Source organism: Aeromonas sp. 25-248 (assembly GCF_053005425.1).
Genome location: NZ_JBRKTB010000005.1, coordinates 176,232 through 199,533 on the forward strand (window position 1 = coordinate 176,232; position 23,302 = coordinate 199,533).

General features: G+C 64.3%; 25 protein-coding genes. 10 read left to right on the forward strand and 15 right to left on the reverse strand.

Annotated elements, in window-relative coordinates; genetic code table 11:
- Positions 1-67: 67 nt before the first annotated feature.
- Positions 68-670, reverse strand: coding sequence for a nitroreductase family protein (locus tag ACVDHI_RS10085; protein ID WP_010673779.1), 603 nt, complete (start codon positions 668-670; stop codon positions 68-70).
- A gap of 290 nt (positions 671-960) precedes the next feature.
- Here ACVDHI_RS10085 and ACVDHI_RS10090 point away from each other — a divergent pair, with 290 nt between their 5' ends.
- Complete coding sequence (locus ACVDHI_RS10090; protein WP_447212047.1) at positions 961-2,505, forward strand: diguanylate cyclase domain-containing protein; 1,545 nt, start codon at positions 961-963, stop codon at positions 2,503-2,505.
- Positions 2,506-2,746: 241 nt separating this feature from the next.
- Positions 2,747-3,220 (forward strand): YMGG-like glycine zipper-containing protein, encoded by a 474-nt coding sequence (locus tag ACVDHI_RS10095; protein WP_039041096.1) that lies wholly within the window; start codon positions 2,747-2,749, stop codon positions 3,218-3,220.
- Positions 3,221-3,307: 87 nt separating this feature from the next.
- Here ACVDHI_RS10095 and ACVDHI_RS10100 read toward each other — a convergent pair whose 3' ends face one another.
- A complete protein-coding gene (locus ACVDHI_RS10100) occupies positions 3,308-4,264 on the reverse strand; it encodes a D-2-hydroxyacid dehydrogenase (RefSeq protein WP_039041095.1) in 957 nt (318 codons plus the stop codon).
- Between the two features lie 121 nt (positions 4,265-4,385).
- Positions 4,386-5,156: a DUF3530 family protein gene (locus ACVDHI_RS10105; RefSeq protein ID WP_039041094.1), complete on the reverse strand. Its 771-nt coding sequence runs from the start codon at positions 5,154-5,156 to the stop codon at positions 4,386-4,388.
- 309 nt (positions 5,157-5,465) lie between these two features.
- On the opposite strand from ACVDHI_RS10105, the gene ACVDHI_RS10110 reads away from it, so the two are divergent.
- Genes ACVDHI_RS10110 through ACVDHI_RS10125 form a run of 4 tightly spaced genes read left to right on the forward strand, consistent with a single transcriptional unit; the run spans position 5,466 to position 8,787 of the window.
- Positions 5,466-6,506, forward strand: a complete 1,041-nt coding sequence (locus ACVDHI_RS10110) for an isopenicillin N synthase family dioxygenase (RefSeq protein ID WP_039041093.1) — start codon at positions 5,466-5,468, stop codon at positions 6,504-6,506.
- 21 nt (positions 6,507-6,527) lie between these two features.
- The gene (locus ACVDHI_RS10115) at positions 6,528-7,340 is read left to right on the forward strand and encodes a MetQ/NlpA family ABC transporter substrate-binding protein (RefSeq protein WP_010673785.1); all 813 of its coding nucleotides are present in this window, start codon (positions 6,528-6,530) and stop codon (positions 7,338-7,340) included.
- Positions 7,337-8,131, forward strand: a complete 795-nt coding sequence (locus ACVDHI_RS10120; protein ID WP_447212048.1) for a methionine ABC transporter ATP-binding protein — start codon at positions 7,337-7,339, stop codon at positions 8,129-8,131. The genes ACVDHI_RS10115 and ACVDHI_RS10120 overlap by 4 nt, the downstream gene beginning before the upstream one ends.
- Positions 8,116-8,787 carry a methionine ABC transporter permease gene (locus ACVDHI_RS10125; protein ID WP_324033244.1) on the forward strand — a complete coding sequence of 224 codons (672 nt, stop codon included), beginning with the start codon at positions 8,116-8,118 and terminating at the stop codon, positions 8,785-8,787. Before ACVDHI_RS10120 ends, ACVDHI_RS10125 begins: the two co-directional genes overlap by 16 nt.
- A 94-nt stretch (positions 8,788-8,881) precedes the next feature.
- Here the strand turns inward: ACVDHI_RS10125 and efp are convergent, their stop codons facing one another.
- From efp to ACVDHI_RS10140, 3 genes are all read right to left on the reverse strand, one after another.
- Entirely contained in the window at positions 8,882-9,448 is a 567-nt protein-coding gene (gene efp / locus ACVDHI_RS10130) for an elongation factor P (protein ID WP_010673788.1), read from the reverse strand.
- Positions 9,449-9,493: 45 nt separating this feature from the next.
- Complete coding sequence (gene earP / locus ACVDHI_RS10135) at positions 9,494-10,690, reverse strand: elongation factor P maturation arginine rhamnosyltransferase EarP (RefSeq protein WP_447212049.1); 1,197 nt, start codon at positions 10,688-10,690, stop codon at positions 9,494-9,496.
- A 92-nt stretch (positions 10,691-10,782) separates the two neighbouring features.
- Positions 10,783-11,826, reverse strand: coding sequence for a GMP reductase (locus tag ACVDHI_RS10140; RefSeq protein ID WP_039041089.1), 1,044 nt, complete (start codon positions 11,824-11,826; stop codon positions 10,783-10,785).
- 390 nt (positions 11,827-12,216) lie between these two features.
- Between ACVDHI_RS10140 and rloA3 the strand changes: the two genes are divergently transcribed.
- Positions 12,217-12,696, forward strand: coding sequence for a retropepsin-like aspartic peptidase RloA3 (gene rloA3 / locus ACVDHI_RS10145; protein WP_041212542.1), 480 nt, complete (start codon positions 12,217-12,219; stop codon positions 12,694-12,696).
- A 67-nt stretch (positions 12,697-12,763) separates the two neighbouring features.
- Here rloA3 and ACVDHI_RS10150 read toward each other — a convergent pair whose 3' ends face one another.
- From ACVDHI_RS10150 to ACVDHI_RS10180, 7 genes are all read right to left on the reverse strand, one after another.
- Positions 12,764-14,203: an ATP-binding protein gene (locus tag ACVDHI_RS10150; RefSeq protein WP_039039559.1), complete on the reverse strand. Its 1,440-nt coding sequence runs from the start codon at positions 14,201-14,203 to the stop codon at positions 12,764-12,766.
- On the reverse strand, positions 14,200-14,892 hold the full coding sequence (locus ACVDHI_RS10155) for a response regulator (protein WP_041215642.1): 693 nt from the start codon (positions 14,890-14,892) through the stop codon (positions 14,200-14,202). The genes ACVDHI_RS10150 and ACVDHI_RS10155 overlap by 4 nt, the downstream gene beginning before the upstream one ends.
- Before the next feature lie 81 nt (positions 14,893-14,973).
- On the reverse strand, positions 14,974-15,621 hold the full coding sequence (locus ACVDHI_RS10160) for a tetratricopeptide repeat protein (RefSeq protein WP_113068846.1): 648 nt from the start codon (positions 15,619-15,621) through the stop codon (positions 14,974-14,976).
- A 1-nt stretch (position 15,622) separates the two neighbouring features.
- On the reverse strand, positions 15,623-16,471 hold the full coding sequence (locus tag ACVDHI_RS10165; RefSeq protein ID WP_447212050.1) for an SDR family oxidoreductase: 849 nt from the start codon (positions 16,469-16,471) through the stop codon (positions 15,623-15,625).
- Positions 16,468-17,124 (reverse strand): TenA family transcriptional regulator, encoded by a 657-nt coding sequence (locus ACVDHI_RS10170; protein WP_039039563.1) that lies wholly within the window; start codon positions 17,122-17,124, stop codon positions 16,468-16,470. Before ACVDHI_RS10170 ends, ACVDHI_RS10165 begins: the two co-directional genes overlap by 4 nt.
- Positions 17,121-18,602 (reverse strand): AMP-binding protein, encoded by a 1,482-nt coding sequence (locus ACVDHI_RS10175; RefSeq protein ID WP_447212051.1) that lies wholly within the window; start codon positions 18,600-18,602, stop codon positions 17,121-17,123. The genes ACVDHI_RS10170 and ACVDHI_RS10175 overlap by 4 nt, the downstream gene beginning before the upstream one ends.
- The gene (locus tag ACVDHI_RS10180; protein ID WP_408827805.1) at positions 18,599-19,264 is read right to left on the reverse strand and encodes a thermostable hemolysin; all 666 of its coding nucleotides are present in this window, start codon (positions 19,262-19,264) and stop codon (positions 18,599-18,601) included. Before ACVDHI_RS10180 ends, ACVDHI_RS10175 begins: the two co-directional genes overlap by 4 nt.
- A 187-nt stretch (positions 19,265-19,451) precedes the next feature.
- On the opposite strand from ACVDHI_RS10180, the gene ACVDHI_RS10185 reads away from it, so the two are divergent.
- The gene (locus ACVDHI_RS10185; RefSeq protein WP_039039566.1) at positions 19,452-20,093 is read left to right on the forward strand and encodes a class I SAM-dependent methyltransferase; all 642 of its coding nucleotides are present in this window, start codon (positions 19,452-19,454) and stop codon (positions 20,091-20,093) included.
- A gap of 74 nt (positions 20,094-20,167) precedes the next feature.
- A complete protein-coding gene (locus ACVDHI_RS10190; RefSeq protein ID WP_447212052.1) occupies positions 20,168-21,388 on the forward strand; it encodes a winged helix-turn-helix domain-containing protein in 1,221 nt (406 codons plus the stop codon).
- Between the two features lie 10 nt (positions 21,389-21,398).
- Here ACVDHI_RS10190 and ACVDHI_RS10195 read toward each other — a convergent pair whose 3' ends face one another.
- Complete coding sequence (locus ACVDHI_RS10195) at positions 21,399-22,040, reverse strand: TetR family transcriptional regulator (protein ID WP_447212053.1); 642 nt, start codon at positions 22,038-22,040, stop codon at positions 21,399-21,401.
- 93 nt (positions 22,041-22,133) lie between these two features.
- Between ACVDHI_RS10195 and ACVDHI_RS10200 the strand changes: the two genes are divergently transcribed.
- A complete protein-coding gene (locus ACVDHI_RS10200) occupies positions 22,134-22,832 on the forward strand; it encodes a DAPG hydrolase family protein (RefSeq protein WP_447212054.1) in 699 nt (232 codons plus the stop codon).
- Positions 22,833-22,939: 107 nt separating this feature from the next.
- On the opposite strand, the gene frdD is transcribed toward ACVDHI_RS10200, so the two are convergent.
- The gene (frdD, locus tag ACVDHI_RS10205) at positions 22,940-23,296 is read right to left on the reverse strand and encodes a fumarate reductase subunit FrdD (RefSeq protein ID WP_010673803.1); all 357 of its coding nucleotides are present in this window, start codon (positions 23,294-23,296) and stop codon (positions 22,940-22,942) included.
- Positions 23,297-23,302: the final 6 nt, after the last annotated feature.

Genomic DNA, 23,302 nt, shown 5'->3' on the forward strand with positions numbered 1-23,302 from the left:
GCTGGCACGTGACAAGGGTGAACGAGTGCGAGATGAAAACGCCCCCTGGTGGAGGGGGCGTGAAGGCTTACTTGAAGACCCGGAAACGCACGTCGTCGTCGATGAAGGTCTTGTCGCCGGCAGGTTGCTCTATGCTGCCAAAAGGCATCTGGGCACGGAGCAGCCAGCTGGCGGGCAGGTCCCACTCCTTGCGGACCGCATCGTCGATGAGCGGGTTGTAGTGTTGCAGGGAGGCGCCGATGCCCTCCTGGGCCAGGGTGGTCCAGACCGCGAACTGGGCGATCCCGGTGGCATGTTCGGACCAGATGGGGAAGTTGTCGGCATAGAGAGCGAATTTCTGCTGAAGATCCTCGATGACGGCGGTGTCTTCGAAGAAGAGCACGGTGCCAGCCCCGGCGCGGAAGCTGCCGTTGATCTTGGCTTCACTCTGGGGATAGGCCTCCGGCGGCACTATCTTCTTGAGCTCCGCCTTGACGATGTCCCACAGCTTGTGGTGCTGCTCGCCGAACAGGATGACGGCGCGGGAACTCTGGGAGTTGAACGAAGAGGGGCTGTGCTTGACGGCATCCTTGATGAGGGCGGTCAGCTGGGCCTCGGAGTGGGTCACCCGGTTGCCCAGGGCATAGATGGTACGACGTGCTTTGATCTGTTCGATAAACGGACTGCTCATAACATCTCCTTGGTTGATGAATCATCACCGCCAGCGTTGCCGACAAAGGTCATCTGGCTCCGATTTCTCGAGTCATCGACTATAACACCTTGCGGGCAATAAACCGTCAACGACGAGTAATGACTGTTTCTACTTTTTATGGATATTCACATGACGGATGTGAATATGGCCGCGAGACACCTTGATATCTTTTTTATCATTAGTGGTGGATGTTAATGACTTCAATCAATATCTTTTGCAGATTTTTAATCTATAAAATTCATAAAATATGACATTTTATAGAGGGTGGCATGACGGCGGCGCTGATCAAGGAACGCTATTACATACTGACTCCGCTGTCGCTTCTCCTGGGAGGGCTGGTGCTGATCGCCACCCTGTTGCTGGCGGCAGCCAGCTACCTGAGCAGCATCGACAAGACGGTGGCGGGTTACGGTCACATGCTGGCCGCCCTCGACGCCACCCTGTTCCAGGACATGGCGCAGGACAACCGCCGCCAGCTTGGCGTGCTGGAGGCGTCCCTGGACAAGCAGGCCATCGCTGCCGGGGCATCGGCCATCAATCCCATCTGGCCCATTGCCCATCAGTTCAAGTACGACGCCCACTTCCTCTATTTCTACAATGCGCGCACCCATCGGCTCGACGGCTATCCCGACTGGCAGCAACCGGAGGGCTACCGGGCACAGGCGCGGCCCTGGTACCAGACCCTGTCCGGCGAGGGTGATGATCTCGTCTGGTTCGGTCCCTACCCGGCGTTCGATTCGGCCGGAGAGGTACTGACCCTCATCAAGCGGGTCAAGGATGATGAGGGGCAACTGCTTGGGCTGCTGATGGTGGACATGTCGTTCAGCGCCTTGCAGGGGGCGTTGCACCGGGCGGTGGGTGAGGATCCGGTGGCCCTCTACATCACCGAGCGCAAGGGCGGCAAGCTGGTGGTGGGGCACAATTTGTCGCTGTTGCCGCTCCGTCTCGAGCGGGAGACGCAGGCGGTCGGCCTGGACGGGTTCTGGGAAGGACGCCACCTGCAACACGCTCTGGAGGGGATGGAGTGGGATCTCAACGTCTATCTCCCCCCCTCCCATTTTCATGAAAACCTGCAAGACACCCTGCTGATGGTGGTGCTGCCCGCCCTGGCATTGCTCTGCATCTGGCTGTGCAGCCTGTGGTTTCTGGTGCGGATCTTTCGCCAGGAGCAGGCGCTGGTGCAGGGCTCGCTCAGCGGCCTCATCCGGGATGAGGCGAGAAAGGAGATCCAGCGGCGTCAGCGAACCTGGTTCGTGCACGGCAGCCTGGGAGAGATAGAACAGGTGCGAAACAGCCTGCTGCAAGGGCAGGATGCCCTGCTCCACGACCCTCTCACCGGCATCCTGAACCGGCGAGCCTTCGATCAGCAGCGGGCGGGGCTGGAGCAGGCGGGGAGGCCCTATTGGCTGGTGCTGTTCGATGTGGACAACTTCAAGCGCGTCAACGACAGCTGGGGACACGGTGTGGGGGATGCGGTGCTGTTTCGGGTAGCCACCATCATGGCGAGAACCCTGGGGGATGAGCGGGTCTACCGCATCGGGGGCGATGAATTTGCGGCCTTGCTGCCCTGGGAGCAGGCGGAGGTGGAATGTCGCCTGACCCACCTGCTCGGTCGGGTGAAGGCCCTGAAATGGCGGGAGTTCGCCGACGCCATCACCCTGAGCGCCGGCGGCGCGCGCTATCCGGATGATGCCCTGACGCTGCTAGAGCGGGCGGATGCCTGCCTGTACGAGAGCAAGCACCAGGGGCGGGATTGCTGGCATCTGGCGGCGTCGTCGCCCGTTGACGGGGAGGTTGTGACAGTATCTGTCTGACGGTGAACGCTGCAAAAAAGGGCCTTTGGGCCTAGAAAAGGGTCATGACGGGGATAATTTCTCGTGTGACCTTTTTTTTTGATGTGGTTTCAGGTGGTTAGCCTGCTTTCTTGCATCGTGTCGCGAACCGGAGACAGGGAGGGCTGGCGGTGAGGTGCCCCTTGCGGCAGTGGCGCAGGTCAGGGGGCTTTGTATAGTGCAGGGAAAAATAATCAATCATCAGGTTTGACAGGAGTACCCCATGAAAATGAAACCGTTTGGCATGAGCGCACTGGCGCTGCTGGGGGCGTTGCTGTTGGGCACAGGACAGGTGCAGGCATCCGAGACCCTCAATACCATTCTCGGCGGCGGAGCCGGCGGGGTGGCGGGCACCATGATCGGCAAGGAGCTGGGTGGCGACACCGGCGCCCTGGTGGGGGCAGCCCTGGGGGGCGCGGCCGGTGGTGCGGCCACGGCCAATAGGGGCAACAAGAACGAAGCTGCGCTCGGCGGCGCCGTTGGTGCCCTGGGCGGGGCTGCCATCGGCAAGAGCGTCGGTGGCAGCACGGGCCAGCTGATCGGCGCCGGTATCGGTGGTGCCGGTGGCTCCGCCATCGGAGCCAGGACCGGGGATGGTCACGAGAGCCGCGGCGATCGCTATTACGATGACAGGCGCTATCACAAGCACCACAAGAAACACAAAAAGCACCGCAAGCACAGATGGCATGACGACTGATGCCGCGGCAAGCTGATCGACAAAAAGGGGCCTTTGGCCCCTTTTTTTGATCCCGCTGCCGGCCCGTAAGGGGCGGCGAGCGGCCTCTTACACCAGCCGGTGCTGGCGCCTGCCAAGGGAGAAGGCGTTGATGTTGTCGATGAGCTGATCCGCGAGGCGCTGCATCGACTCTTCGCTGGCCCAGGCCACGTGGGGAGTCAGGATGAAATTGGGGTAACGCAGGGCCTGCATCAGGGGGTGATCCGGAGGCGGCGGCTCGACGCTTGCCACATCGAAGCCGGCGCCCCCCAGACGGCCGTTGCCGAGGGCTTCGAGCAGCGCCTGCTCGTCCACCAGGCCGCCACGGCCCACGTTGATGAGCAGGGCACCCGGTTTCATCAGGGCCAACTCCCGCTCCCCGATGAGATGGCGGGTGTAGGGGGTGAGCGGGCAGTGCAGGCTGATCACATCCGAACTTTGCAGCAGGGCATCCAGGGGCAGCCTGTCGTCATCCCCCGGGGAGCCGACCTGGCTCTGGGCATAGTAAACCTCCATCCCGATGGCGCTTGCCCGCTGTCCCAGCGCCTGTCCCAGGGTTCCCTTGCCGATGATCCCGAGGCGCTTGCCATGCAGATCCGTGATGGGGTGGTCGAAGAAGCAGAACTGGCCGCTTTGTTGCCAGCGCCCCTCCAGCAGGGACTGGCGCCAGGCGAACAGGTTGCGCGACAGGGCGAGCATCAGGGCCATGGCGTGCTCGGGGACGGAAGGGCCCGAGTAGTTGCGGATATTGCACACGGCGACATTGGCGGCGCGGCACGCCTCCAGATCCAGGTTGTCGCTGCCGGTGGCGGCCAGGGCGATCAGGCGCAGTTCGGGCAGCTGGGCCAGTTCATCGGCCCCGATGCGCACCTTGTTGATGATGGCGATGCTGGCGCACTTGAGCCGCTCCACCACCTGATCCGGCGCCGTGGTCGGGTAGCTTTGCCAGTGATGGGGAAAATCGGGGCGGCGCAGATTGATGCCGGTGTCCAGGGTGTCGCTGTCGAGAAACACGATTTGCTGCATGAAGCCTCCTGCCATTGGTTCGGACATGATGCCAAACATGGAGGGCGGCTGACCAGCGCGGTGGCATCGGGTCAAGTCCGATGGGGAAGGCAAAAGGCGGGTGGCTGTGCCTCGGAGGGACTCAGATCCAGCCCAGGTGCGTCAGCCAGCCCTGGATGCGCCCCGGCGTCTCCTCCAGATCCATCAGGGCATAGGGGCGGTAGTTGAGCTTGTGGCTGCGGCGGCTCTCGCTTCTGCGGGCTTCGGCCGCCAGCAGGGGCCAGCGTCCTCCCTCCTCCTGATAGAGATCCAGGGTAGGGATGCTGCCCTGGGCTATCTGCTTGGCGAGGGTCTGGTTGCTCAGCTGGTTGGGGAAGAAGCCGTCGAGCAGCACCAGGGCATCGGGGGCGGGCAACTGTTCGCTGGCGATGAGGTTGGCGGCCCAGGCGGCGCTGGTACCCTGGGCCAGCAGCAGCTTGAAGCCCCCCTCCTGCAGCTTGGCATCCCCCAGCTTGCTGATGCGGGAGGCAAACTGCTTGCGAAAATCGTCGATGACCTGCTGTTTCTTCTCGGCGGCGGGGTCGAGCTCGGTCTGCTGCGGCGAGGGGAGCAGCAGCAGGGTATCGAAACCGAGGCGCCCCAGCTCCCGGGTCAGTTGCCACAGCTGGCCGCTGCGCTGCCAGTCGGGCAGCAGGATGACCAGACCCACGTAGTTGTCGCTGTCGTGCTTGGCAAACAGTACCTGTTGCTTGTCCACCCTGGTGCTGTCGGGTATTCCCTGCCAGTCGCTGCTCTGCCAGTAGTCGGGGGGAACCAGGGGGGCTGGATCCGGGGCGGCGCCTGACGGTGCCTGCCCGGCGCCGTGGGCGGCAAAAGCAAGCAGGGTCAGCAGCAGATAGGGGCGAAATGTCATGGGGGATCCTCCAGCACTCCCTCATAGCGGCCTCGCCGGGGGTTTCTTTAGGGCAAGGGGGCACATCGGCATCGGCGGTGGCGAAGAGGGTCTGACCGGCGGGCCGGACACGGGGCCGGGATTGTTCCAAATGGCAAAGCATTCCCGGTTTTGATTGTTCCATCCTGTGACCCATACATGGTTCAGTAAGGGCAGGCAGACAGGGGGCCGGGGCATGTCGTCACTGGCCGCAGGCGGAGAATTCTCCCCCCTGTCTCGTCAGAACGAGAGGTTCACCCTCACTTTCCATCGACAGGGAGCGTTATCGCCATGAGCACCTTGGTTCACTTGCCCATCCTCGACCTGAGGCAGCTGGATGCCTCGCCCGACGCCCGGGCCGATTTTCTGGCATCGTTGCGCGATGCCGCGAGAGAGACGGGATTTTTCTACCTGACCGGCCACGGCATCGATCCCGAGCTGCAGCAGGAGGTGCAGCAGCTGTCGCGGGCCTTCTTTGCGCTGCCTCTGGCGGCCAAGCAGCAGGTCGCCATGATCCACTCTCCCCATTTTCGTGGCTACAACCGACCGGGGGCGGAGCTGACCCGGGGTCAACCCGACTGGCGAGAGCAGTTTGATATCGGTGCCGATCGCCCTGCCTTGCCGCGCGCGGCGGGCGACCCGCCCTGGTGGCGGTTGCAGGGGCCGAATCAGTGGCCGGAGGCGCTGCCGACACTGCAACCCGTGCTGACGCGCTGGCGTGGGCAGATGACCCGCATGTCCCGTACCCTGCTCGGGGCTTTTGCCGAGGCGCTCGCACTGTCGCCAGATGCCTTCGATGCCCTGCATGGAGAGCGTCCGAACGAACATATCAAGCTGATCCGCTATCCCGGTGAGCGGGGCGCCACCCAGGGGGTCGGTCCCCACAAGGATTCGGGCTTCCTGAGCTTCCTGCTGCAGGATGACCAGCCCGGCCTGCAGGTGGAGGTGGCGCCGGATCACTGGATCGATGCGCTCCCGCTCCCAGGCACCTTCGTGGTCAACATCGGTGAGCTGCTGGAGCTCGCCAGCAACGGCTACCTGCGGGCGACCGTGCATCGGGTGGTGCCGTCGGCACCGGGGCAGGAGCGTCTCTCCATCGCCTTCTTCCTGGGGGCCCAGCTCGACGCCGTGGTGCCCGTCTATCCGCTGCCCGAGGCACTGGCCCGTGAAGCCAGGGGGCCTGCCACCGACCCGCACAATCCGCTGCTGCGGGAGGTGGGCTGGAACTACCTCAAGGGGCGGCTGCGTTCCCACCCTGATGTGGCATTGCGCCACCATGCCGATCTGTTGCCGGCGCCCCGGGCGCTGGCGGTCGGCGAAACCACCCATTGATTGCATGGCAAGGAGCACAAGATGAACAAGCACGGACTGTTTTCCCTGAGCGGCCTGGTATTGGCCCTCGGACTCTCTCTCTCCGCCCAGGCAGCCCAGGCGCTGCGGGTTGCCGCGGATCCACTGCCCCATGCGGATATCCTCGGCGAGGTGAAACGCCAGGACCCTTCGCTGGATCTGCAGGTGATCGAGCTCAGCGGCGGCATCAATGCCAATGCCCTGTTGGTGGCGGGTGATGTGGATGCCAACTATTTCCAGCACGTCCCTTACCTGCGGGATCAGGAGAAGGCGCTCGGCACTGAGCTGGTGGTGGCCGCGACCGTACACGTGGAGCCTCTTGGCATCTATTCGAAGAAGTTCAAGCACCTGAGGGAGGTACCGGAAAAGGCGGTGATCGCCCTGCCCAACAATGTCACCAACCTGAGCCGGGCCCTCTATCTGTTGCAGCACGAGGGGCTCATCACCCTCAAGGCCGGCCATGAAGATCCGGCGCGGGATCTGGCGACGGTGCACGACATCGCCACCAACCCCAAGGCGCTCAAGATCCTGGAGATCGAGGCGCCGCAGCTGCCGCGCTCCCTCGACGACGTGGATCTGGCGGTGATCAATGGCAACTATGCCCTGGAGGCGGGGTTGGAGCCTGCTCGCGATGCCCTGGGGCTGGAGAGCGCCCAGAACAATCCCTACGCCAACATCCTGGTGACCACCCCGGCGCTCAAGGATGATCCGCGGATCCGCCAGTTGGCGCGGGATCTGGAGTCCAGGGCGATCGCCGACTTCATTCGCAAGAGCTACAAGGGGTCGGTGATCCCGGTGGCCGGGCGGCAGTCATGATAGTGCTGGAGGGGCTCGGCAAGCAGTACCCGGGGCACGGGCAACCCGCTCTGGAGGGGGTGTCGCTCGAGATTCCGGATGGGGCCATCTACGGCATTCTCGGGCGCAGCGGTGCGGGCAAGAGCACCCTCATTCGTTGCCTCAATCTGCTGGAGCGGCCAAGCCGGGGCCGCATCCTGTTCGATGGCCGCGACATCACGGCCCTGGAGGGGGCGGCCTTGCGCCGCCACCGTCAGGGGACCGGCATGATTTTCCAGCACTTCAATCTGCTGCACGCCCGCAGCGTGGAGGAGAACGTGGCGGTCCCGCTGGAAATCGCCGGAGTGGCGCGCGGGGAGCTGGCGGCCCGGGTCAGCGAGCTGTTGGAACTGGTGGGGCTTGGCGAGCACCGTCGCGCCTTTCCCTCCCAGTTGTCGGGGGGGCAGAAGCAACGAGTGGGCATCGCCCGCGCCCTGGCCGCCAATCCGCGCCACTTGCTCTGTGACGAGGCGACCAGTGCCCTGGATCCGGAGACCACGGAGTCGGTGCTGGCGCTGCTTGCCGACATCAACCGCCGCCTCGGGATCACCATAGTGCTCATCACCCACGAGCTGGAGGTGGTCAGGGCCATCTGCGATCACGCGGCGTTGCTTGAACGGGGTCAGCTGGTGGAAAGCGGCGCTCTGGGCACCCTGCTGGCCAACCCCGACTCCCGCGTGCGGCAGGCCCTGTTGCCGGATCCCGAGATCCTGCGGCGTTTCATGGCACGTCACGGGGTCACAGAGGAGGTGCGTTTATGCAGAGTCGCCTGAGTGCAGAAGCCTTGCTCGAACTGATGTATCAGGGGTCGCTCGAAACGCTCTACATGGTGGGAGTGGCGGCCGTGTTCACCCTGTTGCTGGGGCTGCCGACCGGGGTGCTGTTGGTGGTGACCCGTCCCGGGGGCGTGCTGCCCTTGCCCCGTCTCAACATGGTGCTGGGAATCGGTATCAACATCGGGCGGTCGCTCCCCTTCGTGGTGCTCCTGATCGCCCTGATCCCCCTGACCCGGCTGGTAGTCGGCACCTCACTGGGCAGCACCGCCGCCATCGTTCCCATTACCCTGGGGGCCTTCCCCTTCTTTGCCCGGGTGGTGGAGAGCGCCCTTGATGAGGTGGACAAGGGGCGCGTCGAAGCCGTGCTCGCCATGGGGGGCAGCGGCTGGCACGTGGTCGTCAAGGCGCTGCTGCCCGAGGCCTTGCCGGCGCTGCTGGCCGGGCTCACCCTGACGGTGGTGATGCTCATTGGCTTCTCCTCCATGGCGGGGGTGGTCGGTGGCGGCGGGCTCGGGGATCTGGCGATCCGCTACGGCTACCAGCGCTTTGATGACAAGGTGATGGCAGGGACAGTGGTCATGTTGCTACTGCTGGTGCAACTGGTACAGGGGGTGGGGGACAGGCTGGTGCGGGCACTGGCCCATCGCCGCTAGGGGCACGGCTTCTCATCAGGTCGGCCGTGAGGTGCCAGCCAATAAAAAAGCGAGCCTGGGCTCGCTTTTTTTGCAATCACATCAAGGGGTCAACTTAGTTGACGCGACGCTTGAATTCACCGGTACGGGTGTCGATTTCGATCTTGTCACCGATCTCCACGAAGGCGGCAACGGCCAGCTCGTAGGAGGTGCCCTTCAGGCGGGCAGGCTTGGTCACTTTACCGGAGGTGTCGCCACGGGCGGCCGGCTCGGTGTACTCGACTTCACGCACGATGGTGGTCGGCAGTTCTACGGAGATGGCTTTCTCGTTGTAGAAAGTCACTTCGCAGAGGTCTTCCATGCCGTCTACCAGGTAGTTCAGGGCATCACCCAGGTTGTCTTTCTCGACGTCGTACTGGTTGTACTCGGTGTCCATGAAGACATACAGCGGGTCGGAGTAGTAGGAGTAGGTGCACTCTTTACGCTCCAGCTGAACGACTTCCAGCTTGTCGTCGGCCTTGAAGACGGTCTCGGTGGCGCTGCCGTTCAGCAGACCCTTCAGCTTCATCTTGACCACGGCGGAGTTACGGCCGGATTTGTTGAATTCAGCCTTCTGGACCACCATCGGCTCGGTGCCGATCATGACTACGTTACCAGCGCGGATTTCCTGTGCGGTTTTCATGTAAAAAATTCCTGTTCGTGAAACGGACGGATAAAAACTGCCAGATTATATACGGCTTTCTAAAAATTTCACCAACCTCGTGACGAGATCCCCGTCCGCCAGCAGCCTCTGTGGCCAGGTGCGCCCATGTTGCTGCCATATGGCCGCGTATTGCGGCCATTGTGCCCAGAGTTCACCGGTGTGTTTCCCCCGGTTGAGGGCATGGTTGAAGCGGCGCAGCCACTGACCGGCCGGCGCTGGCAAGGGGGAGAGGTAGTGGTCAAGAAAACCGTCCAACTTGACCATGTGGGCATCCTCTTCCTGCTGGTAGATATGCCAGAGGAAGGGGCGCCCTGCCCACTGGGCCCGCACGAAGGAGTCCTCCCCGCGCACCAGGTTGAGATCGCAGCTCCACAGCAGGCGATCGTAGCCCCTCTGATCGGTCATCGGCAGCAGCTTGATGGTGAGGTTGCCCGCCTGGAGCAGATCTCCGGCCCGGGCTCCGGGAATGGCCGCTGCCAGCCCTGCGCCGATGAGCACGTCGTCGAGGGAGCGCCCCAGCGGCAGCAGCAGGGTGACGGGGGTGACGCTCTGGCGCCAGCACTCGACCAGGCTCCTGAGCGCCTCGCTCTCGTAGGTAAAGAGGCTGACCCGCAGCTCGTCTTCTCGTTGGGGTGGCAGGCCTAGGCTGGCCCAGTAGGCAGTCAGTCCCGCTTCATCCTGTTGCCAGCGCTCGCGCTCGACGATAAGGCCGTGCTCGCACAAGAGGCCGCCCGTTTTCTGCGTGAAACCCGGGAAGAAGAAGTATTTGTCGAGGCGCCGGCTGCCGACCTGCTGGGGCGAGGCGAGGCCATGGCAATCCTCGACCCAGCTCTCGGCCGAGAGGTATTCGAGGTTGATCCAGCAGGGGGGCATGGTCTGCTCGGCCATGCGTTCGATAAAGGGGGCGGGCAGCTCGCAGGCAAACGCCTCGATGACCACCCTGGCCGGGGTCATGTCGGCGGGGAGGCGCTCGTGCCAGTGCTGGACATAGATGCCATTGACCCACTGACCGTCCTGTGAGGGGTCGAGCGCTGGGCAGATGCGGGCGAAGCTAGCCAGATCGTCCACCCAGAGCCGCACCTGCACCTCACTCTTCTGCGCCGGGAGCGCGCCTTCCTGTTTGAGCTGGCGGGCGAGTCGCCAGGTGACGCCGATGTCACCGAAGTTGTCGACGACGCAGCAGAAGATGTCCCAGTCGAACGGGGGGAGAGGGCTTGTCATGGCGCGGGATCCCAGATGCAAAAAAACCGGTGCGCAGGGTAGCACACCGGTTGGCTGGCTTCTAACGGTCGGCTCGGGGCCGAAGGAGGGACTTACTCCTTGCCGTAGACGTTGTTCTCCTGCTCGCGCACCCGGATGAAGGTGGTGCGTTTGGTGAGCTCTTTCAACTGGCTGGCCCCCACATAGGTGCAGGTGGATCGCACCCCGCCCAGGATGTCGCGCACCGTGTTCTCCACCGGGCCGCGGTAGGGCAGCAGCACGGTTTTGCCTTCGGAGGCGCGATACTCGGCGACGCCGCCGGCGTGCTTGTCCATGGCGCTGGCCGAGCTCATGCCGTAGAACTTCATGAAGGGCTCGCCATCGACCTCGACGATTTCACCGCCGCACTCTTCGTGAGCGGCCAGCATGCCCCCCAGCATCACGAAGTCGGCGCCGCCGCCAAATGCCTTGGCCACATCCCCCGGGCAGGTGCAGCCGCCGTCACCGACGATCTGGCCACCCAGGCCGTGGGCCGCATCGGCACACTCGATGATGGCGGAGAGCTGCGGGTAGCCGACCCCGGTCTTGACCCGGGTGGTGCAGACCGAGCCCGGGCCTATGCCCACCTTGACGATGTCGGCGCCGGAGAGGATCAGCTCCTCCACCATCTCGCCGGTCACCACGTTGCCCGCCAGGATGACGTGGTTCGGGCAGGCCTCGCGGATCTTGCGCAAAAACTCGACGAAGTGCTGGGAGTAGCCGTTGGCCACGTCCACGCAGATGAAGCGCAGGGCGCTGGACATCGCGAGGATCTGGCGGGTCTTGGTGAAGTCCTCCTCCGAGGTGCCGGTGGAGACCATTACGTGGCCCAGCAGGGCCGGGTCGGTCTCATTGACGAAGGTTTGCCACTGCGCAAGGCTGTAGTGCTTGTGCACCGCCGTCATCATCTCGAAGCTGGCCAGGGTACGCGCCATGGCGAAGCTGCCGACGGTATCCATGTTGGCGGCGATGACGGGCACGCCCTGCCATTGGGTCTGGGTGTGCTTGAAGGTGAACTGGCGGGTCAGGCTGACTTGGGAACGGCTCTTGAGAGTAGAGCGCTTGGGGCGAAACAGGACATCCTTGAAACCGAGCTTCAAGTCTTCTTCGATACGCATTGCGAATTCCTTATTGAGCCTTGTGTGAGAGCTCACTTTGCAGTGGCAACTTTTCGGCAGGCGCAAAAAAACCGGTGGTTTTCAGGCCCTCCGGTTTACAGCAGTGTAGGCAAAAATCCCGTCAGAACAAGACTGATAATTCACGCACCGCTGTGGTAGCCTTTGGCGTCACAACCTGAGGATGGCCGCCAGCGTCATCCAGCACCCTGTTCTCCCCTCGTTTTCCTGCTGCATTCCCCACTCACGCGCCGTGCCCGGCATGGATTGTCGCCTGTTGGCACCGCGTCCAGAGCCCGCTCCCCTGCACGCCAGAATCCGGTTGACCCGGCAGTTGGCTGTGATACATCTGGGCGCAAGACTGACAAGGCGGAGAGCAAAATGGGCAAGAGAATGGTGGCGGCGGCCATGATGTGGGCGCTGTGCGGCAGCGCGATGGCGGCCCAGACCAGCTATGGCTGGATCGAGAAGGGGGTGCTGATGCCCTACGGAGTGGCGGTCAAGATGAAGCTCGATACCGGTGCCCTCACTTCGTCGCTGGATGCCCGCGACCTGAAGCATTTCAAGAAGGATGGCAAGCCCTGGGTGCGCTTCAACCTGGTGCTGACCGATGCCAATACCGACAAGGTGGTGCGCCGGAGCGTGGAGCGACCTGTGGAGCGCAGCGTGACGGTGCGAGGGGCGGGCGGCATGGAGGAGCGCCCGACGGTGACCATGTCCGTCTGCGTCGGGGACCAGGTCTACAAGGAGTGGTTCACCCTGCGGGATCGCAGCAAGATGATCTACCCGGTGCTGCTGGGGCGCCGTCTGCTGGCGGAGCTGGGACCGGTGGATTCGAGCCGGACCTTCACGGTACAGCCCACCTGCGACTAGGGTGGTGCAGCCATGAAAAACGGGGGCCTGGCCCCCGTTTTTCATGGCGTGCGCAAAGGCGGACCCCTCATGCCTGGCGCGAGGCGGGCAGCAGCACGCTCACTTCGAGCCCCCCTTCAGGCCGGTTGTGGATGTCGAGATCCGCTCCGTGAAGCTGGGCGATGCGCGAGACGATAGCCATGCCAAGGCCCACGCCATCCCCCTGCTGGGGATTGACCCGGAAGAAGCGCTCGCACAGCCGGGAGAGGGCGGCGGTGGGGATGCCGGGGCCGTTGTCCCGCACATCCACCCGGATCCGGTTGCCCACCTGGCTCACCACCACGGCGACCTCGCCGCCCACCTGGGTGTAGCGCAGCGCATTGTCGATGAGGTTGCCGAACATCAGCTCCAGCAACATCGCCTGTCCCATTACCTGCACCTGTTCGGCGCCCTCCAGGGACAGCTGTTGATCCTTTTTCAGGGCGATGGGGGCCAGGGTCGCCAGGGTGCCCTGCAACAAGGGGAACAAGGGAAGGGCGGTGAGGGCCGGGCTCTGCTGGTTGTCGATGCGGGCCTGGGTCAGCAACTGGCGGATAAGCCGGTCGCTGCGATCGAGGGCCAAGAGCATCTTGCGCAGGGCCTGCTCCCGGCTCTGATCATCCTCGGCCGTCATGGCGTTCTCGCTGTGGATGCGCAGTACCGCGAGGGGGGTGCGCAGCTCGTGGGCGGCCTCGTTGGTGAACTGTTTCTCCCGATCCAGGGTGTCAGCGAGGGCGTGCATCAGCCGGTTGATCTCCCCCACCAGCGGCGTCAGCTCCTCGGCCTTGATGGCGAGATTGAGGGGGCTCAGGTTGGCGGGATGACGCTCGCCGATGGCTTGCGCCAGCTGGTGCAGCGGTGACAGCCCCCGGGTGATCAGCCACCACAGCAGACCGAGCAGGAAGGGCAGGGTGATGAAGAGGGGCAGCATGGTGAGGGTGGCCATCTTGCTGGCCAGCTCGCTGCGTTCGTCATCCCGCTCCGCCACGATGAGCCAGGTCTGTTCATCTTCGTTGTAGAGGGTAAAGGTGCGCCACTCGTGGTGATCCTTGGTTTCGCTGTTGAAGCCCCGCTCCAGGGTGGTCAACGGTTGGGCCGGGGCATTGGGCGAGCGCAGCAGCACGGCGCCCTGCTCGCTCAGCAACTGGAAGTAGAGGTTGTGCTCGAATTCATGGCCATAGGGGGTGAACTCGTTGTCCTGGCCGAACTGGAAGAAGCCGCCCTTCTCGATGTGGGGCGTCTCGGGGACGGCCTGCACCCACTCCTGGTACACGGTGCCGTTGCGCGGCAGCTCGCCGCTCTGCTTGAGATAGCGGCTGAGCAACTGGTTGGTGATGCGGGCGGACTGGGCGAGACGGGCATCAAACAGCTCTTCCATTTCGTGGTTGGCCTGCAGGTAGCCGATAAGGCCGCTGATGGCGAGGCTGAGGCTGACCAGGGCCAGGATGCCGGAGAGCAGGAAACGGCGGATGGAACGGACACGGCTCATGGAGCGGAGGCTCCTCTTGCGCCCTGGACGTCGAGCTGGGGCACGATGTAACCGACACCGCGAATGTTGCGGATGAGCTCGGGGAAAAATTTCTTGCGCAGATGGTGAATGTGCACCTCCACCGCGTTGCTCTCTGCCCCCTCGTCCCAGCCGTAGAGGCTCTGTTGCAGTTGATCCCGGCTCAATACCCGGCCGCTCTGGGTGATGAGCTCCTGCAACAGCTTGTACTCATGGGGGGTGAGCTTGACCGGCTCGCCCCGATAGGTGACCTGTTGTGACGCGGGGAAGAGCTGCAGCTCCCCGTACTCCAGCACCGCCTGGGCCTGCCCCTTGCTGCGCCGCACCAGGGCGCGCAGCCGGGCGTTGAGCTCCTGCAGGGCGAAGGGTTTGACCATGTAGTCGTCGGAGCCAGCATCCAGCCCCAGTACCCGGTCGTCCAGGGCATCACGGGCGGTCAGGATGAGCACGGGAAGGGTCTGCCCCTCCCGGCGCAACTTGCGCAGCAGGCTGATGCCGTCGATGTCCGGCAGGTTGAGATCCAGGACAAGGGCGGCAAACTCCTCGCTCTTGAGCGCCGAGAGGGCCGGCATCCCCTGCTGGAGCCAGTCCACCGTGTAGCCGCTGCTGCGCAGGGCATCCACCATGCCGTCTCCCAGCATCACATCATCTTCCACCAACAGGATCCGCATTGTTCTCTCCCTCAAACGACACTGCCCACCAGTATGCAAGCTGGTGGGCAGAGTTGAAATAGCGCACTGTGCTGCTTGTGTTTACAGCTTGGCGAGACGCTCGCGAATTTCCATTCTGCGGCCCTCGTCCGCCACCTCGCGGCCAGGGCGCGCCGGGGCGGCCAGGGCCTTGTCCAGATAGACCTTCGCCTGTGCCTTGTCACCCTGATCCAGCAGGAAGTCGCCGTAGAAGAAGTTGGGGTCGATGCCGGTGGGATTGATGGCCAGCGCCTGCTTGAGCAGCTTCTCCGCCTTCTCGTCGTCACCAAAGCCCACCGGCCAGCCCGGCACCTGGTAGTAGAGGGAGCCCAGGCTGGTGTAGGCCGAGCCTTCCAGCGCCTTGGGATCCTGCTTGATGGCGATCTCGAGCTTGGCCTTGGCCTCCTTCACCAGACCAAGGGCGCCGAGGCCGCCTTTGGCCCCCGCCCAGGTGCTCTTGACGATGGCGGACCAGATCAGCAGATCGGTGCGAAATGCCTCCTTGGCGCTCGCCTCATCGGCCTTGGCACTCAGGCTCTCCAGGCAGCTCTCCTTGGCTTTTCCGGTCTGCTGGTACTGGCAGTGGGCCCACTCCTGCTGAATGGTGGGCAGGGCATCGGCGGCCTGGGCCAGACCGCTTGCCAGCAGGCCTCCCAGGGCAAGCAACAGGGGGCCGTGACCAAATCGGGGACGGAAAGTGGTGTGCTTCATCTCAAAGTTCCTTCTCGTTTGTCGCACAGGCGGGATCGCTCCTGTGATCGGGGGCTGGGGAGGCGGTGCGGCGGGCGTGGCGCTCGATGATCGGGCGCTGCTTGGCCAGGGCCATGTCCACCAAGGCGGGCAGCAGGCCGTTGAGCCGCACAAAGAGCTTTTCCGGCCAGCCGAGCCAGCGGCGGCGTGTCTCGTTGCACAGGGCGATGACGGCCTCCTCGGCCACGTCCTGTGGGCTGTCGGTCCGGGTGCCGAGCTCGGCATTCATGGCATAGGCCGCCTCGGAGTTGAGGTGGGTGCGGGTGGCACGGGGGGCAAAGTGCAGCACCTTGATGCCGGTTCCCTCCAGCTCCCGCCCCAGGGACTCGCTGAAGCCGCGCATGGCGAACTTGCTGGCGCAATAGACGCTGTAGCCGGCAAAACCGATGGCCCCGAGGCTGGAGCCGATGTTCATGATGATGGCGGGCTTGCGCAGCCGGGGCAGCAGGGCCCGGGTGAGCTGGATGGGCGCCTCGACGTTGAGCAGCAACTGGCGTGTCACCTGCTCGCTGCTCTGATCTTCCAGCCAGGCGAACTGGTTGCAGCCCGCACTGTTGATGAGCACGTCCAGCCCCTCGTCCAGGGCCGGATGTTGCAGCAGCTGCGCCCGCTCATGGGGAGAGCCAAGATCGGCCGTCACCGTCTGGTGGCGATCCGGATGAGGCAGCTCCCGGCGCAGGCGCTCCAGGGCGCTGGCCCGACGACCGTGCAGCAGCAGATGGGCACCCTGGGCCGCCAGTTCATGGGCCAGGGCTTCACCAATGCCGCCACTGGCGCCAGTCAGCAGTATGCGTTTGCCTTCAAGCTTCATTGGCAGGATCCCGTGAGCTGATAGAGCATGTCGCCATAGAGGCGGTAGACCACCTTGGCGGCGTGAATGATGGCGGCCTGATCGGCGGCATCTTCCACCCGGTTCATCAGGGATTCGAAGAATTTGAGGTGCTCCTGGTCCAGGGCCCCGTGGGAGCTCAGGTAGCTCATGGCTTGGGGCGGCAGACCCAGACCGCTCTTGAGCTGGTCGGCGACGGTCAGGGCGATGGCGACGCTGGTGCCTTCCAGCACCTGCACCATGCCGAAGAAGCCCATGGGGTTGCCGCGCTGGATCTGGTCGTAGAGGAAGGCCACCATCAGCTCGATGGGCAGGCCCGGCTGGCCGTGGCGCACCGCCTCGGCATCACCGCCGCAGGCACGGATGTCGTTCAGGATCCACTCCTGATGGCCGTACTCTTCGTCGATGTACTCCCTGATGGCGCCACGCACCCATTCGTACTCCTGCCCCAGCTTGCCGCCGGTGGCCATCAGGAGCGGCACCGTGTGGCGCACGTGGTAGTAGGCCTGTGCTAGGAAGGCGAGGTAGGTGTCACGGCTGATGTCGCCGCGGCGGCAGGCCTCGATGATGGGGGCGTTGAACAGGCGTTCGCGCTCGCAGGCGGTGGCTTGTTGCAGGGTCTGGTAGAAGCTCATGAGGTCTCTCCTGTGAGGCATTGGCTGATCTGCCGGGAAAAATGGTGATAAATCTCGTTGCGACGGGGGCGCCCGTTGGCCGTCAGCAGGCCGGGGAGCTGATCCAGGGCGACCGGCAACCAGTGATGGATGCGGGCGTAATCGGGCAACTGCTGGTTGAGCCGGGCAATCTGCTCTGGCAATTGGGACTGGCTGCCCGGCAGCGGCTGGATAAGGGCCACGTTGGCGGGCTGACCGTCACCGAAGATGACGATGCGGGCGATGGCCGGGCAGAGCTGGGCCTGGGCTTCCACCCACTCCGGGGAGAAGTTGCGGCCAAAGGCGGTGATCTGCACGTTCTTCTTGCGCCCCGTGATATGGAGATAACCCTCCTCGTCGATCCGACCCAGATCCCCTGTGGCGATCTGGCTGCCCGTCTCGCCCTCTTCCCCCAGGTAGCCCAGCATGGCGCTGCCGCTGACCATGACTTCGCCGTCTGCGGCGATCGTCACCTGGCAGTGGGGCAGGGGCAGGCCGACGCTGCCGGGACGATCCCCGTGTGGGCCGTTCAGGGCGACCACGGAGCCGCATTCGGAGAGACCGTATCCCTCGTAGACCGGCAGCCCCGCCGCACGGGCGTGAGCGATGAGTTCGGGGGCGACCTTGCCGCCGCCCACGGCGACGAAGCGCAGGGTGCCGAGCTGTGTCGCCAGGGCAGGGGTATTGAGGCACAGGGCCAGCAGCAGGCGCAGCAACTCGGGTACTAGCACCAGGCTGTGGCTGGGCCAGCGCAGCAGTGCCTGGGCCAGGGCCGCAGGATCCAGCTTGCTGGAGCCCGAGAAGCCGAGTTCCCCCAGGGAGGGGATGCGGCTGCAGGCGCCGGTCAGCAGCGGTACATACAAGCCGGTCAGGTTCTCCAGCAAGGTGGTGAGGGGCAGCAGGGTCAGGTGTTTCTCAACCCGGGCAGGGGCCACCCGCAGGGCAAGGGATCCGCAGACCGCCGTCATCTGTTCCAGCGACAGGCAGACGCCCTTGGGTTGCCCCGTGGTGCCCGAGGTATAGGTGATCTTGGCGGTGCCTGCAGGCAGCTCGGGGAGGCGGGCCGGGATGCGGCGCCACAGGGGCACGGCCTGTTCATCGGGCCTGCCTGCCATGAGCACGAGGGGCGAGGCGGACTGCCACCCCTGGTGCTCCGGGCCGACCAGGGCGTCTGCTCCGCTGCTTTCAAGCAGCCACGTCTGCTGCGCCGGACTGAAGAAGTGGGGAACCGGGATGACCACGATGCCGGCCCAGGTGCAGGCGAGATCGATCAGCGCCCAGGGCAGGCCGTTGTCGAGTTGCAGGGCCAGGCGGCGGATGCCGGCCCCTAGCAGCACTCCAGCCAGTTGCTGGATCTGCTGCCACAGGCTCTGGTAATCCAGCTCACCCTGGCTGCCTAGCAGCGCAGGCTGGCGCGGGGTCTGGCTGGCATGGTGGGCGATGGTGTCGAACAGCGTCATTGCGCGCACCTCCTGTCGATGTCGGCATGGTTAAAAAGGCGGGGCATGGGCCCCAGCAGGTTGAGCAGCAGGCTGCTCTGTGCGAGCACCTCGCGCCCCTGGTTGATGTCGCCTGCCATCACCTTGGGCTGGCAGCGGTAGTATTCGCCCCAGGCGCTGGCATCCTCTCCCACCTGATGGGCCTCTGCGAGTGCCAGCTCCACCGGGTTGAGACGCAGGCGGGTAAAGCTGTTGCGCAGCTTGGCGGTGCCGGTGAACACCACGTAGTCCAGGGCGTTGTCACACAGCAGACGGCACAGCGCGGCAAACATCAGGCGGGCGTGACCCGGTTCGCTGCAGGCAAGATTGCCCACTTCGATGATGCGGTGGCGGGCCGGACGGACCCCGAGACGGGTCTCGATGGCGACCTCGACAGGCTGCTCCAGATATTGCTCCAGATAGAGCGGTTGCTCGTGCTCGCCATGGCAGGCCTGGTTGAGGCCGCAGGCACCGACCAGCACGCCATCTGCCCGGTAGAGCCCGAGCAGGCAGGGCAGGAAATGGGGAATGCGGGCGTTGAACTCGAGGGTATAGGCGGCCTGGATATAGGTTTGCAGCGCCATGACCTGCTGCGGGGATTCGGCCAGGATCAACCGGTAGGGGGCTTGGATCTCGATGGTCATGGTTGGCTCCTTCTCTTGCGATGGGATGAGAGTAAAAGGGCAAACTTAAGAAACCCTTAAGGCGCAAAAAAAGACGAACAAAACTGGCGGGGGGTGAACGGGGGGCGATGGGGGCACCAGACAAAACAGTTGCCAGCAGCGGGCGTGGCAGGCAATCTGCCCCGCTGTCGCCACCCGAGGAGCTGCCATGTCATCCCCTGTTCACTGTCCCCTGTGTCTCTCCCCTCGGCACCATGCCCTGCCGGTGGCGGGCAAGGGCTATTACCGCTGCCTGGCGTGCGAGCTGGTCTGGATGGACGAGGCGGACCACCTGGACGAGGGGGCCGAGAAGGCGGTCTATGACGGGCACGACAACCGGGTGGACGATCCCCGCTATCGGGCCTTTCTGATGCGTGCCTTTGGCGAGGTGCTGGCCCGGGTGTCGCCTCCTGCCAGCGGCCTCGATTTTGGCTGCGGCCCCGGGCCTGCCCTCATCGCCATGGGGCGGGAGGCGGGCTTCGAGATGGCGGGCTACGACAAGTTCTATGCCGACGACCCAGAGTGCCTGACAAGGCAATACGACTTCATCACCAGCACCGAGGTGATCGAGCACATCGCCACCCCCCGCGCCGTGCTGGACACGCTCTGGGGCTGCCTCAAGCCCGGCGGGGTGCTGGTGTTGCAGACCCAGCGGGTACTGGGGGACGATCGCTTCAAGACCTGGCGCTATCGCCACGATCCCACCCACATCGTCTTCTTCGCCGAGGCCTCGTTCCGTGCCCTGGCGGCCCGCTGGCAGGCAGAGGTCGAGTTTCCTCATGCCGATGTGGCGGTGTTCACCAAACCCTGAGCCGGGCGTTTTCATTTGGCCATGAGTTGGGCATGCTGGTGGCCTGATACCCAGGAACGGATGCCCCTATCTCCATGTCGATCCCCCACCTCTCATTGCAAGACGCTCGCCACCTGCAACTGGCGGCCCAGGGGCTGCTGACCCCGCGCCGCGCCAGAGCAACCCCCGCCGACCTGCTCGCCTGCATTCGCCGCATGGCGTTGCTGCAGATAGACACCATCTCCGTGGTGGCCCGCAGCCCCTATCTGGTGCTGTTCAGCCGTCTCGGCCACTACGATCCGCGCTGGCTGGAACAACTGCTGGCCGATGGTGACCTCTTCGAATACTGGGCCCACGAGGCCTGTTTCGTCCCCCGGGAAGATTACCGGCTGCTGCGCCATCGCATGCTGGATCCCGCAGCCATGGGCTGGAAGTTCTCCGCCCAGTGGCTCAAGACCCACGGCGGCGAGATAGCGCAGATAGTGGAGCGCATACGCCAGGATGGCCCGGTGCGGGCGGCAGACTTCGAGCGCAAGGGGGACAAGGGCAACGGCTGGTGGGACTGGAAGCCCGAAAAGCGCCACCTGGAGGTGCTGTTTACCGCAGGCCAGCTGATGGTGCGCGAACGGCGCAATTTCCAGCGGGTCTACGATCTCGCCGAGCGGGTCATGCCGGAGTGGAATGACGAGCGGGATCTGCCGAGTCCTGATCTCGCCCGGCGGGACATGGTGCGAGCCAGTTGCCGGGCGCTGGGGCTGGTCAAGACCGGCTGGGTGGCGGATTACTATCGCCTTAAACGGGGGAAATACGACGCCCTGCTCCACCAGCTGGCGGATGAGGGGGAGCTGTTGCCGGTACGAGTGGAGGGGTGGCAGCACGGAGCCTTCGTTCACGCCTCCCTGGCCGATGAACTGGTCCGGGCCCAGGCGGGCTCCCTCAAGGCGAGCCACACCGCCGTGCTCTCGCCCTTTGACCCGCTGGTGTGGGATCGCAAGCGGGCCAGCGAGTTGTTTGGCTTTGACTATCGCATCGAGTGCTATACCCCGGCCCCCAAGCGCCAGTACGGTTATTTCGTGCTGCCGTTGCTGCATCGCGGCAAGCTGGTGGGCAGGATGGACGCCAAGGCCCATCGCAAGGAGGGGGTGTTTGAGGTCAAGAGCCTCTATCTGGAAGACGGGGTCAGGGTGACCCGGACCCTGGCCCAGGATCTGGGCAAGGCCATCCAGAAGCTGGCGGAGTGGCACCAGACCCCGACCCTGCGCTACGGCGCCATCCCTGCTCCCTTGTTGGCTCAATGGCAGGAGGTGGCACGCTGAGGAAGGACGCCTACCCTCGCATCAAGCCGGGCAGCACCAGCGCAACGGCCGCGGTGATGCGCTCGCGAATGTCGCTGCCCGGCGCCAGCAAGCCGAGCGCCATCTGGCGCAGCGGCTCCGCCATGGTCATCGCCAGCAGCAGATCGCTGGTCTGGGCGGCGTCCAGCTCGCGCAGCCAGCCCAGTTGTTGCTGGCGCTGCAACCACGCCGCCAGGGTCGCCCTGCCGCGGGCAATGCCGTTCTCCTGATAGGCCGCCAGCAGGGCATCGCGCCCCGCGAACTCATGCTGCAGCAGCCGGAACATGCCTACCGCCTGCGCGCTCAACACCTGTCCCGCTATGGCCTGCAAGCCCTGCTCCAGCATCTCCCCCAGCGCGCCTGGGTGGGCGGCATCCTGCTCGAAGGCCGGTTGAAAGGCATCGGTCCAGCTGCGCACCGCCTGCGCCACCAGCTCGTCACGGTTGGCGGCGAAGCGGTAGAGGGTCTTCTTGGCGACCCCCGCCTGTTTGGCCACCGCATCCACGGTCGCGGCGCCGTAACCCCCCTTGAGCAACAAGGTCAGCGTCGCTTCGGCAAGGGCGGCGCGCAGGTCGGCTTCCGGGGTGACCGGACGGCCTCGTGAGCGTGTTTCTTCATCGTTCGGGTGCGACATATGGGCTCCTGGAAAGCATTGACAGACCCAGCATACAGGCATAGCGTAATTTAAGAAACAAACTTCGTTTCCTAAATTTATGGGAGTCATATCATGCATCTTTCTGCCCTGTTTGCCCCTTGGGGCGTCAATGACATCAACGAGTTGCTCAGCCCGCAACCCCTTCGCCTGGAAATGGGTCTGACCCGCAGCACCGACGGCCTGCTGACGGTCGCCATCCGCACCGATCTGCACGGCTGCAAGGGGCGCATGCTGGATTGGTGGTTCACCTTCTTCGAGACGACCCAGCACATCAGGTGGTGGCACCCCCACGACCACGTCGAGCACCGGGGCTGGGATCATCACTGGAAAAAAGGTGAGCGCTATGTGGGAGCCAGCATAGAGGCGGTGGAGTGGCTTGCCGAGCTGCCGCCGGTGGCAGCTCGCCTCAAGTTCCACGGCGCCGAAGAGGTGTTCGCCCCGCAATCGCTACACGAGGCGCGAGAGACGCAGGCTCTCTCTGCCGCCATCTGCGCCCGTATCGGCTTTGGCGATGAGGTGGCGCTGGATGAGCAGGGGGCGCCGCTGGATGGCGAGATGCTGCACCTGGCGCGTGATACCCCATACGGCTGTGTGCTGCGCAGCCGCTTCCTGCTGGGCAAGGCCTGCACCAATCCGCTTGACGAGGTGCCGGACGAGATAGGCTTCAACCTGATGCGCCACTGCTACAGCGAGTTCAGCTATCTGGCGCAGTTTCTGCCGTCGCTCTACTACGCGGAAAACGGTTGTGAGCCGGCACCGAGGCTCTGGTGACGGATGCCGAACGAGTGCGCAGGCCAGCTGCCGGATAGAGATGAGCCGCCGAGGGGCCATAAAAAAACCGGGCACTGGGCCCGGTTTGTTATGCAGTCAGGATGTGCTTACTGGAGCACCAGCACCATCAGCAGGCCGACGGTGATGGCGGACACCAGGAAGGCGAAGCCATAGAACACATAGTGGTGCAGCTTGGTGGTGTGGATCCCCAGATCGTGCAGGCCGTGGTAGATGCGGTGCATGCCGTGCCAGACGGGCAGGGCGATGATCACCAGCAGGATGCAGGCCCCCCACCAGGAGCTGGCGAATGCCAGCACGCGCTCGTAGCTCATGGTCTCCACATCCATGATGCCCATGGGCACCAGCAGACCTGTGATGAGGACAATGACCGGCAGCAGCATGGCAACCACCATGCCACCCGCACCAAACAGACCCCAGTAAATTGGCTCGTCAGAACGTCTCATATTTTT

Bases quoted from the DNA above. Each gene is read 5' to 3' on its own strand.
- ACVDHI_RS10085 (WP_010673779.1), bottom strand. From the start codon at position 670: ATGAGCAGTCCGTTTATCGAACAGATCAAAGCACGTCGTACCATCTAT.
- ACVDHI_RS10090 (WP_447212047.1), top strand. From the start codon at position 961: ATGACGGCGGCGCTGATCAAGGAACGCTATTACATACTGACTCCGCTG.
- ACVDHI_RS10095 (WP_039041096.1), top strand. From the start codon at position 2,747: ATGAAAATGAAACCGTTTGGCATGAGCGCACTGGCGCTGCTGGGGGCG.
- ACVDHI_RS10100 (WP_039041095.1), bottom strand. From the start codon at position 4,264: ATGCAGCAAATCGTGTTTCTCGACAGCGACACCCTGGACACCGGCATC.
- ACVDHI_RS10105 (WP_039041094.1), bottom strand. From the start codon at position 5,156: ATGACATTTCGCCCCTATCTGCTGCTGACCCTGCTTGCTTTTGCCGCC.
- ACVDHI_RS10110 (WP_039041093.1), top strand. From the start codon at position 5,466: ATGAGCACCTTGGTTCACTTGCCCATCCTCGACCTGAGGCAGCTGGAT.
- ACVDHI_RS10115 (WP_010673785.1), top strand. From the start codon at position 6,528: ATGAACAAGCACGGACTGTTTTCCCTGAGCGGCCTGGTATTGGCCCTC.
- ACVDHI_RS10120 (WP_447212048.1), top strand. From the start codon at position 7,337: ATGATAGTGCTGGAGGGGCTCGGCAAGCAGTACCCGGGGCACGGGCAA.
- ACVDHI_RS10125 (WP_324033244.1), top strand. From the start codon at position 8,116: ATGCAGAGTCGCCTGAGTGCAGAAGCCTTGCTCGAACTGATGTATCAG.
- efp (WP_010673788.1), bottom strand. From the start codon at position 9,448: ATGAAAACCGCACAGGAAATCCGCGCTGGTAACGTAGTCATGATCGGC.
- earP (WP_447212049.1), bottom strand. From the start codon at position 10,690: ATGACAAGCCCTCTCCCCCCGTTCGACTGGGACATCTTCTGCTGCGTC.
- ACVDHI_RS10140 (WP_039041089.1), bottom strand. From the start codon at position 11,826: ATGCGTATCGAAGAAGACTTGAAGCTCGGTTTCAAGGATGTCCTGTTT.
- rloA3 (WP_041212542.1), top strand. From the start codon at position 12,217: ATGGTGGCGGCGGCCATGATGTGGGCGCTGTGCGGCAGCGCGATGGCG.
- ACVDHI_RS10150 (WP_039039559.1), bottom strand. From the start codon at position 14,203: ATGAGCCGTGTCCGTTCCATCCGCCGTTTCCTGCTCTCCGGCATCCTG.
- ACVDHI_RS10155 (WP_041215642.1), bottom strand. From the start codon at position 14,892: ATGCGGATCCTGTTGGTGGAAGATGATGTGATGCTGGGAGACGGCATG.
- ACVDHI_RS10160 (WP_113068846.1), bottom strand. From the start codon at position 15,621: ATGAAGCACACCACTTTCCGTCCCCGATTTGGTCACGGCCCCCTGTTG.
- ACVDHI_RS10165 (WP_447212050.1), bottom strand. From the start codon at position 16,471: ATGAAGCTTGAAGGCAAACGCATACTGCTGACTGGCGCCAGTGGCGGC.
- ACVDHI_RS10170 (WP_039039563.1), bottom strand. From the start codon at position 17,124: ATGAGCTTCTACCAGACCCTGCAACAAGCCACCGCCTGCGAGCGCGAA.
- ACVDHI_RS10175 (WP_447212051.1), bottom strand. From the start codon at position 18,602: ATGACGCTGTTCGACACCATCGCCCACCATGCCAGCCAGACCCCGCGC.
- ACVDHI_RS10180 (WP_408827805.1), bottom strand. From the start codon at position 19,264: ATGACCATCGAGATCCAAGCCCCCTACCGGTTGATCCTGGCCGAATCC.
- ACVDHI_RS10185 (WP_039039566.1), top strand. From the start codon at position 19,452: ATGTCATCCCCTGTTCACTGTCCCCTGTGTCTCTCCCCTCGGCACCAT.
- ACVDHI_RS10190 (WP_447212052.1), top strand. From the start codon at position 20,168: ATGTCGATCCCCCACCTCTCATTGCAAGACGCTCGCCACCTGCAACTG.
- ACVDHI_RS10195 (WP_447212053.1), bottom strand. From the start codon at position 22,040: ATGTCGCACCCGAACGATGAAGAAACACGCTCACGAGGCCGTCCGGTC.
- ACVDHI_RS10200 (WP_447212054.1), top strand. From the start codon at position 22,134: ATGCATCTTTCTGCCCTGTTTGCCCCTTGGGGCGTCAATGACATCAAC.
- frdD (WP_010673803.1), bottom strand. From the start codon at position 23,296: ATGAGACGTTCTGACGAGCCAATTTACTGGGGTCTGTTTGGTGCGGGT.